This window comes from Echinicola vietnamensis DSM 17526, assembly GCF_000325705.1.
GTDB classification, from domain to species: domain Bacteria; phylum Bacteroidota; class Bacteroidia; order Cytophagales; family Cyclobacteriaceae; genus Echinicola; species Echinicola vietnamensis.
The window spans coordinates 753,382-765,693 of record NC_019904.1 but is presented as its reverse complement, the minus strand read 5'-3'; the positions used below and the strand labels follow the sequence as shown (position 1 = coordinate 765,693).

General features: G+C 44.0%; 11 protein-coding genes. 5 read left to right on the top strand and 6 right to left on the bottom strand.

The window, feature by feature from the left end; genetic code table 11:
• From ECHVI_RS03300 to ECHVI_RS03290, 3 genes are all read right to left on the bottom strand, one after another.
• Entirely contained in the window at positions 1-1,083 is a 1,083-nt protein-coding gene (locus ECHVI_RS03300; RefSeq protein WP_015264523.1) for an efflux RND transporter periplasmic adaptor subunit, read from the bottom strand.
• 355 nt (positions 1,084-1,438) lie between these two features.
• The gene (locus tag ECHVI_RS03295; RefSeq protein ID WP_041738287.1) at positions 1,439-2,461 is read right to left on the bottom strand and encodes a DUF4421 domain-containing protein; all 1,023 of its coding nucleotides are present in this window, start codon (positions 2,459-2,461) and stop codon (positions 1,439-1,441) included.
• A 2,072-nt stretch (positions 2,462-4,533) separates the two neighbouring features.
• Positions 4,534-4,755 (bottom strand): hypothetical protein, encoded by a 222-nt coding sequence (locus ECHVI_RS03290; protein WP_015264521.1) that lies wholly within the window; start codon positions 4,753-4,755, stop codon positions 4,534-4,536.
• A 999-nt stretch (positions 4,756-5,754) separates the two neighbouring features.
• Here ECHVI_RS03290 and ECHVI_RS03285 point away from each other — a divergent pair.
• Positions 5,755-6,549: a glycosyltransferase family 2 protein gene (locus ECHVI_RS03285; RefSeq protein ID WP_015264520.1), complete on the top strand. Its 795-nt coding sequence runs from the start codon at positions 5,755-5,757 to the stop codon at positions 6,547-6,549.
• On the opposite strand, the gene ECHVI_RS03280 is transcribed toward ECHVI_RS03285, so the two are convergent.
• Both ECHVI_RS03280 and ECHVI_RS03275 read right to left on the bottom strand, forming a co-directional pair.
• Positions 6,546-7,256 carry a glycosyltransferase family 2 protein gene (locus ECHVI_RS03280; protein ID WP_015264519.1) on the bottom strand — a complete coding sequence of 237 codons (711 nt, stop codon included), beginning with the start codon at positions 7,254-7,256 and terminating at the stop codon, positions 6,546-6,548. The two genes, ECHVI_RS03285 and ECHVI_RS03280, sit on opposite strands and share 4 nt — an antisense overlap.
• A gap of 165 nt (positions 7,257-7,421) precedes the next feature.
• The gene (locus tag ECHVI_RS03275) at positions 7,422-8,624 is read right to left on the bottom strand and encodes a pyridoxal phosphate-dependent aminotransferase (protein ID WP_015264518.1); all 1,203 of its coding nucleotides are present in this window, start codon (positions 8,622-8,624) and stop codon (positions 7,422-7,424) included.
• Positions 8,625-8,830: 206 nt separating this feature from the next.
• Here ECHVI_RS03275 and ECHVI_RS03270 point away from each other — a divergent pair, with 206 nt between their 5' ends.
• The gene (locus ECHVI_RS03270; RefSeq protein WP_015264517.1) at positions 8,831-9,694 is read left to right on the top strand and encodes a toxin-antitoxin system YwqK family antitoxin; all 864 of its coding nucleotides are present in this window, start codon (positions 8,831-8,833) and stop codon (positions 9,692-9,694) included.
• Between the two features lie 110 nt (positions 9,695-9,804).
• Here the strand turns inward: ECHVI_RS03270 and ECHVI_RS03265 are convergent, their stop codons facing one another.
• Positions 9,805-10,161, bottom strand: coding sequence for a YraN family protein (locus ECHVI_RS03265; protein ID WP_015264516.1), 357 nt, complete (start codon positions 10,159-10,161; stop codon positions 9,805-9,807).
• A 129-nt stretch (positions 10,162-10,290) separates the two neighbouring features.
• On the opposite strand from ECHVI_RS03265, the gene lipB reads away from it, so the two are divergent.
• Genes lipB through ECHVI_RS03250 form a run of 3 tightly spaced genes read left to right on the top strand, consistent with a single transcriptional unit; the run spans position 10,291 to position 12,196 of the window.
• The gene (gene lipB / locus ECHVI_RS03260; RefSeq protein WP_041739358.1) at positions 10,291-11,010 is read left to right on the top strand and encodes a lipoyl(octanoyl) transferase LipB; all 720 of its coding nucleotides are present in this window, start codon (positions 10,291-10,293) and stop codon (positions 11,008-11,010) included.
• A 50-nt stretch (positions 11,011-11,060) separates the two neighbouring features.
• Positions 11,061-11,462, top strand: a complete 402-nt coding sequence (locus tag ECHVI_RS03255) for a hypothetical protein (protein WP_015264514.1) — start codon at positions 11,061-11,063, stop codon at positions 11,460-11,462.
• A gap of 8 nt (positions 11,463-11,470) precedes the next feature.
• The gene (locus tag ECHVI_RS03250; RefSeq protein WP_015264513.1) at positions 11,471-12,196 is read left to right on the top strand and encodes a 3'-5' exonuclease; all 726 of its coding nucleotides are present in this window, start codon (positions 11,471-11,473) and stop codon (positions 12,194-12,196) included.
• The last annotated feature ends 116 nt before the right edge of the window (positions 12,197-12,312 follow it).

The window sequence follows — 12,312 nt, the reverse complement described above, 5'->3', positions numbered from 1 at the left end:
TCAATTGATTTTGTTGTATTTCACCTTCATGCCTTCTTTGGCCTGGAGTACACCTGTGGTCAGCACCATTTCTCCAGGAGACAGTCCGTCGAGGATCTGCACTTCACTGTCTGTCCTGATGCCGATCTGCACTTGCCTTTCCTGAACGATGCCTTCTTGATTGACCAAAAAGAGCTTGTAACCGTTCAGTTCGGGAATGAGGGACTGAGAAGGCACCAAAAGGGCATCTTCCTCTACTTCAAGGTTAAACCGGATGTTCACAAACATGCCCGGTAGGAATTTCCGGTCTTCATTTGGACTGATGGCCCGAAGGGTCAGGGTCCTGGTATTGGCATCGATTACCGGCTCGTACGCATAGACCTTTCCTTTTTTGAGTCCGTGGGAGGCGTTGTTCGAAAACTCGATCGTGCTGCCCACTTGCACTTGGCTGGCATATCTTTCAGGAATGGAGAATTCGATTTTTATCGGGTCGATATTGACAATATTGGCAATGATGTCCGTGGTGCTGATGACCGACCCGGCTGATATTTGCCGCAGTCCAAGTACTCCGTCAAAAGGTGCCTTGATCACGGTTTTGTCCAGCTGGGCTTTGACCAGTTTGATATCCGAAAGGGTGGTATTGTATTGGTTCAGGATGATGTCATATTCCTCCTGACTGATGGCCTCCCGGGCCAAAAGCTGCTTTTGACGGCTTTCCTGACCTTCATAAAGTTTTTTGGTGTATTCCAACCGATCCAGTTGGGCGGTGAGCTCATCATCATTAAGGTAAACCAAGGGGGTGCCTTTTTTGACAAACTGCCCTTCTTCAAAATTAATGGATTCTACCAGCCCGGTGATTTCAGCACGGAGCGATACGGATTCATTGGAAAGGACATTGCCCGTGACATTCAGGTTGTTTTCCAGCCGTTCGGGCGTTACTTCCACGACATCCACGGGAAGCGCCGTCATCGCTTCGGGAGTGCTTTGGGGACTTTTGCTTGGTTCTTTACTGGTGTCACCACCTTGTAGGCGAGGAAATAGAAAAATGACAGCAATGACCACAACGATGGCCACTATCACTAATATTTTGGTTTGTTTCTTCATTGGGCTAATGAAAATGTCTTACACGTTAAGTTGATTAAGGAATAGATTCCTTTTTTATTCGTCATCTTGCTGGTCCAATGCCCCTGATAATTGCGCAAAGAAACCATTCAGGGTTTCGTGCAGATTCAGGGCATTCTTTGAGAAATGGCCTATGCCGACAAAAAAGCGAATAGTCAGGTTTTCTTTTAAGAAATACCCCAATGGCTATTCCGGACTTTAAAGTAAGTCAATTATAAAAGAACATCCCTCAATTTAAAATACAGGTGGTCAATGAAAACTTTTAATGGTCAATGACTTTGCTGCATAATTTACCCAAAGTTTTGATCCCGCTGCTGATCGTGGGTCGAAATCTTAGTTAAAAATAGCGATAGGGATTGATAGTGTTTAGGATTTTCTTGCCTTTTGGCCCAGGGATAAAGCGGTAAATAATGTTTAGCCGATAGTTTCCCGTCAAAAGGCTGTTGTTGAAATCGTTGTTCTTGGCCAGCCTGACGTTGCTGAAGACGTAATTGGCATTGACCGCCCAGCGTTTTGAATTGTAGCCGGTGCTGGCTTTGAGGAGATAGTTTGCATTGACCGACCAATTGGTCGATTTTTCCAGCCCGTATTGGTTGGTAAACCCCAGACCGAGGTTTCCACTGGCAGCTCCCATTATGAAATAATGTTTGGCAATGACCAAGGTGTAAGCGTATCCAATGTTTGGTCCGAACTCCATGAAAAACAGTTTGTTGAAATCCCTTGAAGGATCTAGCATGGCCTTTTTGGGGATAAAAGAACTGTCCCCTTTTGCCAGTCCCCCGTAGATTTCAGCTCCGACTAAAAAGGTGCCGGCAGATTTTTTTTGCCATTCTGTCTGGAGGAAGGCAGCTTTATAGCTGAATTTTTCCCCGTTAAAAACGTACTTCACCGAAGCACCTACTTCACGGACTTTTATGTCTTGACGGTAATAGTAAGCTTGTGACGCTGGTGCAAATTGACCTTCCGAGGCCAGGTGGTATCCATTATAGATTTGCAGAAAACCGTCAATGGCCCACTTGTCGGGGTATGCGTGGACCTGAGCATCCAGGTATTTGGTATCACCTTTTCCTATTTCCGGATTGAGAAAGCCAAATCCCAGGGCTAAGTTCAGGGTGAATACATTGTAGGAGGCACCCACCCCCATGTTTAAGGTGGAATTAGGCCTGTACCGTAAAAGTGGAGTTTCACCTAATCGGTCTTTGATGTTGAGTCCGGTGTATTTTCTGGATAGGTAAAACCTTCCCGTCACCATTTCTGGAAACCGCTCAAAATACGTCGTGTCGTTTTTGAGCTGCCCAAACAAGAGGTCGCTGTACAAGAACATTCCTACCGTCATCAATATAAAGCCCCATTTTCGCATGTTCGTCGTGTAAAGGTGTATTCAGTAAGTATAAAGAAAATATGGGGAATAATTGTAAAAAATTAATGTTTTGAGGAGTAGCTGGTCATTTGCTCCTTCAGTATTTACTTCTGCCAAAAGCTGATCATATCACCTCATATGGACAGGTAGCTTACTCCTTCCAAGTGCCTTTGGCAGGGCGCCCAGGGTGACCTGCTGATTTAGCCGTAGGATGGTGGATCAAGCCATATTTTTGGGGACTAGGATTTATTTTCATGAGGAATCCCCCTGCTCGGAAAACTTCCATGAAGTCAAGGGATTTAGGGATCAAGCGGAAAAGTTGGTGATAGCCAGTTTACTTAAGGGCAAAGCCACGGATAAATAAAAAATGGTTGTTCCGATAATCATCTAGTCTGCATTTGAAATACGGACTTTAGTGAAGAGATTGTCTCATAAGTCCCCGTCATTGCTTCTTCCGATGGATATCGGAAGAAGCAATCTCGTCATACGTGCAATGAAAGCACATCGAGATCACTTCACTCCGCTCGTGATGACGGATTATTTATGAGACAACCTCTTGTATAAGTACTCCATAATTGTCGGTTGATCACATTTTACGCCATCGTGTAATCAGGGGAGAGGTAAAGTACACTAACATTATGTATGATATACGTTCGAAAGCTAGCCCCGGAGGGGCGACACATCCATAGCCATGGGTGAAGCCCATGGTGAATTTGCCCATCCAACATGGTCGGTTTTAGCCGCATAACCCTCCCTATTCCCCATAAATTCCCACTAAAACCCGTTCAGTGCCCATGGCGGAAACCATTATTTGACGGTGTGAAGTATTCCTCCATAAGAACATGTCAACATTCATCCCTTGGAAAAGTGGCTTGATCCCATAGATTACAGATCAAGCAGAATAGTTAGGGGCATTTTACAACATAATGAAAATTGGTAGTTCCCCTAGGGCAACCACTTTTAAACTGTTAGTAAAGAGATGTCAGCCTGAATTAAAGAACTTCAAGGGGCTAAAAGTGATTTCCCTGATGGTTTTCAAGTGGGGCAAACGCATTTAGTACTCATTTTGTGTAGAGGAACTATGATCCGTGCCGCTGGCACTCCTTCGGGAGGTTGAGGAGCGCTTGAGTTCCTGCGGATGAATCCGCAGGTTACAAAATTTATCGTGCCGCTGGCACTTTGCCACGATTTGTACATTGGAAACTGCAGTAGCCTATGGTGCCGAATGGCGGAATAGGCTGAAAGAATGATTAGTTGATTTGGATCATACAAGCCGTCACGGCTATCTGCTCAGGTATAGTGGTTGGCTTGGTTGAGGTTAAACCCTGGGTATACGTTAGCAACTGGGCATCCTGCCTAATCCGCCCTTGGCGGAGGGGCATATAGAAGGTGCAGGTGACCACCTGCATCAAAAATGATTGCACAAAAAAGGGTAAGTTCCATAGGAACGGCAGATATAAATGCAAATAGGAATATTTTTTTTAAAGGCGATTGCCCTGTGGAGGAAGTCCATCGTTTTGAAGTTATGAAATTTTCTTTCATAAGACCATGTCAACATTTGTCCCCCAGAAATATTGCTTGATCCATTATACCTGCGCTTGCCATCTTTGGTTCCTATTTGGCCACGGATGAACGCTGATAAACACAGATAGGATGCTTAAGGCGTTGCAAATCCGTGGTATGGTGTATAATGTAAACTCGAATGCCAGCCCCAGAAGGGCGGCACATTCATAGCCATGGGTGAAGCCCATGGTAAATTAACCCAACCAACGTTTTCCGTTTTAGCCGCATTGACCGCCCTATTCTCCAGAAATTCCCGCTAAAACCCATTCGAGCGGATGGATGAAAAGCATCGTTTTAGCGGTGTGCAATTTTCTTTCATAAGAACATGTCGAAAATCATCCCCTAGAAATATTGATTGATCCAAAGCAAGCAATTATGGCGTCCGCACCCCAAGGCCTTCCTGGGGTAGGGTGATAGAAGACTTTCAGCCTTCAGGTTTTGGGGATAAATATCTGCTTGAAGCCCTCCCTGAGCCTGGAAAAATCCAAGGTTAAGTGGCCGTTTGGAATTTAGCGAACGAAGAGTTGCATAAAGAAAAAAGTCAGGGCACCTGCTACCGTACCTGATACCAAATAGGCTTTCACAAAAAAAGACTTCATTCTACCTGGGTATTTGAAGAATGATAAGGTGGCTAACGCGTACGCGGAAAATAATAGGAATGCACTGGCAATGGTCTGAATCATGGTCTCCTTGCTGTTGGAATGTGTCGCAAGGAAGGTATTTTTGGCCATTTCAGGTGTTTTTTAATTTTAAGTTTATGTTAATATTCAGGAGCTTAGCTACTTGCGTGATTATATGTACGTAAATACTACAATCTTTTGGTTAATGTGACGTGTTATTTTTGTAAGCGTTTGCAAAGGGGAATTGTGGTATATATTACTACTTATAGTTGAATTTTTTAAGAGATTCCATTTGGCTGAGCCCGAGATCTTGCGGCATTTCAAGCGCTATATCAGGAGCTTGAGCAGCTTTTAGGCGGGGTAAAGCGGGAGCTCTTGAGGAGGGAAAATGATCCCTAGATGCCCTTGGTAAACAAAAATGCCACCCTTATTTATAAAAGAGCAGCATTTAAATTTTTATCTAAGAATCTAATAAATGGAGGCTTGTAAAAAGTAATTTTTAAAATAACCTCCAACTCAATTACACACACTAAAAGTCGGTAGTAGAAAAAGTTGCTTAATCACCCGAGACAAATGTAGTAATTTTTTTCAATACAATGCAAAATATCTTTCTATAAAATATCGGGTTTATTACTGGAATAATGACAAAATGAGCTTTTATTAAGTAATTTTTAAATAAAAATAGATGTATAGACCTATAATTAGTAGGTTGTGATTAACGTAAGTTGTTTATGAAAGTTCTGTTGATTTTTGCTAGGTAGGTATAATCTGTTTTGGTGTGGGCTATTTTAATAAAAATGCTTCTTTAAAAGCGATTATAGGTTCATCTCCCGAATCTCAATGTTGTATTATGTTTTTATGATTCAAAAAAATAAATGTGATCTGCATTTAGATAATGTCAATTGACATGGTAAATCATTATGATGAATTTTAAAAGATGGGATGTGCAAACTGCATCAGTAACGTTTCTTTTCAGCTAGGGGTGTCGTAAAAGAAGGGCTTTTTGTTACGAGAACATAATATCTAATGATAAGTCAGGTAATGTAGGTGGAGAATTGAATTAGTTTTTATATTTGATTTTTGAAATGAACTTTGCAAAACCCATTACCAATGCAGCCTTCGGAACAGAAAAATCTGGTAAGTGTAGTCGTTCCATGTTACAATCAAGGAATTTACCTCCGAGAGACGGTTCTTTCAGTGCTTGAATCTACCTACAGACCATTAGAAGTAATTATCGTGAATGATGGATCTAAGGATGATTCCCTTCAGTTGGCAAGGGCGTTAGCGGAAGAGTTTCCTGAGGTTAGGGTGATTGATCAAGATAACGGAGGGGTCTCCAAGGCCAGAAACACAGGAATTGAGGCTTCCAATGGAAGTATTATCCTTCCGCTAGATGGAGATGATCTTATTTCAAGTGATTACATAGCGGCAGCGGTAGAAGTATTGAAGTCCCAGCCTTCGGTAAAAGTGGTGTACAGTAAAGGGGTGAAGTTTGATGATTCTGGGGAAAAAAGCTGGAACCTAAAGCCCTTCAGTAGACATCAATTGGCGTTGGACAATATGATTTTTTGTTCAGCTTTGTTCCGGAAAGTGGATTGGTTAAAGGCTGGTAAGTATTCGGTCGAAATGCGTTACATGGGAAGGGAAGACTGGGAGTTCTGGATCAAAATGTTGAAAGATGGAGGTGAAGTGGTGCAGCTGCCTTTTATCGGGTTTTACTATCGGCTCACACCAAACAGCAAACGGAAAAAGACTTCAAGTGCTGCCATAAAAAGGGAGCGAATTGCTTTTATGAATTCCAAGCATGCAGCATTTTTTGCGCGAGAGCTCAATGGACCATTACGGTTTAGGAGATCTTGGTCAAAACCCTATAACACCATGCTAAAATGGCTGGGCCTATTCTAAATCTTATCCATTCCCTTCCAAAACTTCAGGAAGTAGTATTTTAACGGGTTTTTGTATTTCAGCTGTTTCCAAGGGCGACTGCCGTGGGGCTTGTGGAGGACAGGTGCATCCATCATGACGTAATTTTGATATCCCATCTCGATGGCCTTTTTGGAGATAAAGGTGTCGTACCAGTCTTTTGACTCGTCGAGCTGCATAAAGTCGTATGCGGCCAGAAACGCTGGACTGAACAGGGTGCAGCAAAAGCTCAAACTCCTCTTGGTATCGATGACCGCATCCTTGACGTCCTTGAATTTAAGGTAAGGGAAATTGACTTTCTGGTCATAGCCTACCGTAATGGCACCTACCAAACCTGTGTTTTCATGATCTTGCAGGAACTGCAGCATTTTTTCGATGGTGTCTTTTTCCACCGTTACATCCGATTCTACCACCAGCAGGGGGAGTTGCATTGCTACTGCTTCTTTTTGGGCCATTTGCAGCACCAGCTTGTAATTGGGTGAAGGGGTGTCTGTGATTTCCTCCAAGTGCACCAACTCATAGCCTATCTTGGGAGCATTTTGGTCCAGCAAGGCTTTGGTTTCGGGGCTGCTAAAATCGTTGAAGATCTTATGGGTGACCGGAACAGTAGAAGCCTGGATGGCTGCAGCCGTTTCCAATGTGGTCTCAATCGAGTTTTTGACAGGGGTAATTACAAGTGCTTTGGCCATAATGGCGGCAAGTTACAAAAAATGATGGACTCATACCGGTAAAAAAACGAGGCTGTCTCATAAGTCCTCGTCATGGCGATTCCGATGAATATCGGAAGAATCCTTCCCCGATCGCTATCGGGGAAGGATTGCCTAATTATGAGACAGCCTCGGATTAACTTTTTATTAGCTAAGTTTGGCTACTGCTTCTTTAATGCGCTTCAGGGCTTCCTTGAGTTCCGCTTCAGAGGCGGCGTAAGAAAGCCTTACGCAGTTAGGGGCACCGAACGCTGCGCCGGTCACCACAGAGACGTGGGCAGTGTTCAAGATGTAAAGGCAGAAATCGTCAGCATTGTTGACTTTCACCTCACCGGCAGATTTGCCAAAGAAGGCCGTTACATCCGGGAAGAAGTAGAATGCTCCTTCGGGTACATGGGTTTTGATGCCGGGGATATCCCTGAGCAGTTCCAAGACCAGTTCCCTTCGTTTTTTATAGGCTTTCTCCATTTCCACGGAAGGCGTTTGGTCACCGGTAATGGCAGCCAAAGCCGCTCGCTGAGCGATGCCCGTGCCACCAGAAGTGAACTGTCCCTGGATTTTTTCACAAGCCTTGGCAATAAACAGTGGCGCACAGATATAGCCCACTCTCCAGCCGGTCATGGCATATCCTTTGGAGAAACCATTGACAGTAATGGTCCTGTCAAACATCCCTGGCAGTGCAGCCATGCTGGCATGCTGTCCTGTATAATTGATCAATTCGTAGATTTCATCTGCCACGACATAGATGTCCTGGTGTTTTTTTATTACCTCTGCGATGGCTTCCAGTTCTTCTTTGCTGAATACAGATCCGGTAGGATTGCATGGAGAAGAATAGATCACCGCTTTGGTTTTGGAGGTGATGGCTTCCTCCAATTGGGCTGCAGAAGCTTTGAAGTTGTTTTCAAGGGTGCCTTCGATCAGTACCGGTACACCGCCTGCTAGTTTGATGATTTCAGCATAGCTCACCCAGTATGGAGAGAAGATGACTACTTCGTCCCCTTCATTCAGCAGGCACATGAAGATATTGGCGATGGAATGTTTCGCTCCTGTGGAAAGGACGATGTTCTCTGCCTTGGCTTCATTGATTTTATTTTGTGTCTGCAGCTTCTGGGCAATGGCTTCTCTCAGGTCTTGATAGCCCGCTACAGGAGAATAAGAGAAATACTTTCCCTCGTCAATGGCAGCCTTGGCCGCATCTTGGATGTGCTGAGGCGTCTTGAAATCAGGCTCTCCAAGACTCAAACTGATGATGTCGATTCCCTGGCCTTTCAGCTCTCTTGCTTTTTTGGCCATTGCCAGCGTAGCTGACTCTTCCATATTGTTAATACGGTCTGATAAAATACTGCTCATTTGCTTTATAATTGTTTTTATATGGTCAGTTTATTGTTACCTTTAATTTTATTTTCCGCCCAAGATGAAATCGATACGATTCCCGACGTTTTAATAATTGGGCAAAATTAAGGATTATGCTTGTTAATTCTAAACCTTTCTTTTATTTAGAGCATAGAATCTTCCAATTAGAACGTTACCCATAAAAATAGTGCAGTGTATCGCCTATGCTTGGCATGAAAAAATACCTCATTCTACTTCTTGTACTGGTCAACGTCAGCGTGGCCCAGGCACAGCGTTTTGACTCCTTGTCTTCTGCATCGCCCGAAGCAGATTCTTCAGGGATCGTCGAGGGCACTTTGTTGCCTACCACGGCACCGATCCTTTTATTTGACGATGAAAAGCGAAAGGAAGAAAAAAAGAAGAAACGAAAAAAGCGGAAGAAGAATATCTATTATGGCGAACGGACCCGAAAAGACTTTATCCGGGTGGATGCCAGGGGGAAAACCCAATACCAGCTTTTCCATTATACCGCCCGTAACAGGCAGGTCAACCCGTATGTGCGTGATGTTTACTGGCTGGACACCAAGGACAATGTGATCCGAACCAAAGGCTTTGATCCGGAAAAGGGGTACCTCCTGCATGGACCCTATGAGAGGCGTATTGATGATGCCGTGGTGGAGAAAGGGATGTTTTACTTTGGCACCAAGCATGAACGCTGGATGACCTTTGACCAAAAAAACATTCTGCTAAACAAGGCCAATTACTATGAAGGATGGCCCAAAGATTCCAGGGTGACCTATTACAATAAGGGCGAGCAGCAGATCGAAAAGGTGATTCCGGTAGAGTATGACCTTAAAGAAGGAAACTTTTACCATTTTTATGAAAATGGACAGTTGGCCGTCATGGGAGAATACCATTATGGAGAGAAAGTGGGGCTTTGGACAGAGTATTGGAATACGGATGGTGGCAAGACCATACGAAAGCGGGAAATCCAATATCAGGAAGAGCCTTTCACCAGGAATTTCAGGCCTTATATCAAAGCGGAATGGAATGCGGATGGCCAGCTGATCTATCAGGCTGGACGTTGAGGGGCTTGGGTTTTGTAAGGCAAAGGGTGTCCTAAGTTCCCGATTGCAAATGTTCCTGATTTCAAGCCACGAACAGCTTACGCGCGGGAAAGGGCGTCATGCCGATGGTCCTAATAAAAAGCATCCTCAAAATGCTTAAACCGAATGGTTCCCTCTTTGTCTTTATAGACACCGACAATGTCAAACCGGATGTCTTTATGCCAGTCTTTTTCATGGATATAGTGATCGGCAGCCCTGATGATCAATTGACGTTTTTTATAATCGACAAACTCCTCTGCATAACCAAACCCTGTACCGCTCCTAAACTTCACTTCGACAAAAACCATCAGTCCACGATGCTCCATGATCAGGTCAATTTCAGCGTGCTTATGACGGTAGTTCTTTTCCAGAAGCGTATAATGCTTGGTGGTCAGAAAATCAGCGGCGAATGCTTCTGCATCGCTTCCTAAGGTATTGTGCTGTGCCATGGTATTTTTTATTAATTTTGTCAAACGTTAAGCATTGGCCTCCTGCTCACTAGGGATGGATGGCCAAAAAATAGAACCCATCGTCAAAAAATGGTGTTGATCACCATAAATCATTGGAAGGAATACGTTGTGAATCATTTCATCAATAAAAAAGTAAAATTTATCGACTTAGGCAAAAAGGACTATAAAGAAACCTGGGATTATCAGGAGTCGCTTTTTGCTGATATTGTGGCCACGAAGATCGAAAATCGAAAGAAAGCTCCGTCCGATCAAGTGACCACGACCAATTACCTGCTGTTTGTGGAGCATCCGCATGTGTATACCTTGGGCAAAAGCGGGGAGTTGACGCATTTGCTCCTTGACGAGGCCCAATTGGCCGAAAAGCAGGCGAGATTTTACAAGATCAACAGAGGAGGGGACATTACCTATCATGGGCCGGGGCAGTTGGTCGGCTATCCACTGTTGGATTTGGATAATTTCTTCACCGACATCCACAAATACCTTCGTCTTTTGGAGGAGGCGATTATCCTTACCTTGGCCGATTATGGCGTGGCAGCAGGCAGGATCGAAGGCCTTACCGGAGTATGGCTGGACCATGAAAAGCGTATGAATCCTCGCAAGATCTGTGCGCTGGGCGTAAAATCCAGCAGGTGGGTGACCATGCACGGCTTTGCCTTTAATGTCAATGCCGACCTATCCTATTTTGGTAATATTGTTCCCTGTGGCATCGCGGATAAAGCCGTGACCTCCCTGCATTTGGAGCTGGGAAGGCCGGTGGATGAATTGGAAGTGAAAGAAAAGGTAAAGCAGCACCTGGCCGATTTATTTGAAATGGAGTGGGAAGAGTGAAGGGATGAGACTTTAATAAAGCAGTAAAGTTTTAATGGTTTAGTATTAGTATGAAAAAGGATATAGATTTTCACCCGGTAACGGGCGTAAAGCTGGCCATCGCCAGAGAAAAAGTGAATGGTAATACCGAGTGGGGCGTGTATATCATCAACCACAATATGATCGAGCTCAAAAATCTCATGGTGACCTCCAAAGGATACGGGTTGATCAATGGGGAGGAAACCAAAACCTCAACACTACGGCATATGATCGAAGAGCTGGGATCGGAAAGTATCGCAAAGATCGAACCCATTGATCCTAAATTGTTTGCGCTGAACAATGAATTCTGGGTAAGTTATTATATATTGGATCAGATATTTGATAAGAAATTTGTCTTCGTGGAGGGCAGTATGGACGAGAAGAACGTTCAGCACATTCCAGCCCTTGATCTGGAAGGCGTTTTACATCCCTGATTTGGATTATGGCAGATTTTTTGAGTGATCTCAAGGACATTTTATTTTTGGACATCGAAACAGCTTCTCTCACAGAGCAGCTGGATGCACTGCCATCAAGGGTACAAGAAGAATGGACCAAAAAATCAGGTCAGCTGTCCAATGAAAACAATCGAAGCGCTGAGGAACTATATTTTGAGAAAGCTGGTATATATGCTGAGTTCGGAAAGGTAGTCTGCGTAGGCATTGGTTATTTTCTTTATGATCCCGAACAAGACCAACTGCAGTTTCGGACCAAGGCCATCGCCTGCGATGAGGAGCATGAGACGCTACTGGAACTGAGAGCCATCTTAGAAAAAAAGCACTGGACCCTCTGTGCCCACAACGGCAAAGAGTTTGACTTTCCGTATCTTTGCAGGAGAATGTTGATCAATAGGCTACCTTTGCCGGAGGTACTCCAAATGGCCGGAAAAAAACCTTGGGAGATCAGGCACCTGGATACCTTGGAGTTATGGAAGTTTGGGGATTATAAGCATTACACCAGATTAGAACTGCTGGCCGCTATCTTTGATATTCCAAGCTCGAAGGACAATATAGATGGCAGTGAGGTCAATTCGGTTTTTTACAAAGAGAAAAACCTTGAGGCCATCGCTACTTACTGCCTTAAAGACGTAGAAGTGACGGCGAGGATTTATTTGGCCTATCAGGGACTTCCGGGAGATATGAACATCCAAGTCATCCGCTCTGGAGCATAGGAGTTAGCGGCGTGGGTAATATTGACCTATATTTGCAGATAGCATTCAGATGGCCATAAGTTTTAAAAAAACAATCACCTTAGTTTTAGAGTCATTATAGAGATGGTCAAAAACAA

Excerpts from the sequence above, each read along its gene's own strand:
- ECHVI_RS03300 (WP_015264523.1), bottom strand. The coding sequence starts at position 1,083 with ATGAAGAAACAAACCAAAATATTAGTGATAGTGGCCATCGTTGTGGTC.
- ECHVI_RS03290 (WP_015264521.1), bottom strand. The coding sequence starts at position 4,755 with ATGGCCAAAAATACCTTCCTTGCGACACATTCCAACAGCAAGGAGACC.
- ECHVI_RS03265 (WP_015264516.1), bottom strand. The coding sequence starts at position 10,161 with ATGGCACAGCACAATACCTTAGGAAGCGATGCAGAAGCATTCGCCGCT.
- ECHVI_RS03255 (WP_015264514.1), top strand. The coding sequence starts at position 11,061 with ATGAAAAAGGATATAGATTTTCACCCGGTAACGGGCGTAAAGCTGGCC.
- ECHVI_RS03250 (WP_015264513.1), top strand. The coding sequence starts at position 11,471 with ATGGCAGATTTTTTGAGTGATCTCAAGGACATTTTATTTTTGGACATC.
- ECHVI_RS03275 (WP_015264518.1), bottom strand. The coding sequence starts at position 8,624 with ATGAGCAGTATTTTATCAGACCGTATTAACAATATGGAAGAGTCAGCT.
- ECHVI_RS03285 (WP_015264520.1), top strand. The coding sequence starts at position 5,755 with ATGCAGCCTTCGGAACAGAAAAATCTGGTAAGTGTAGTCGTTCCATGT.
- ECHVI_RS03270 (WP_015264517.1), top strand. The coding sequence starts at position 8,831 with ATGCTTGGCATGAAAAAATACCTCATTCTACTTCTTGTACTGGTCAAC.
- ECHVI_RS03295 (WP_041738287.1), bottom strand. The coding sequence starts at position 2,461 with ATGCGAAAATGGGGCTTTATATTGATGACGGTAGGAATGTTCTTGTAC.
- ECHVI_RS03280 (WP_015264519.1), bottom strand. The coding sequence starts at position 7,256 with ATGGCCAAAGCACTTGTAATTACCCCTGTCAAAAACTCGATTGAGACC.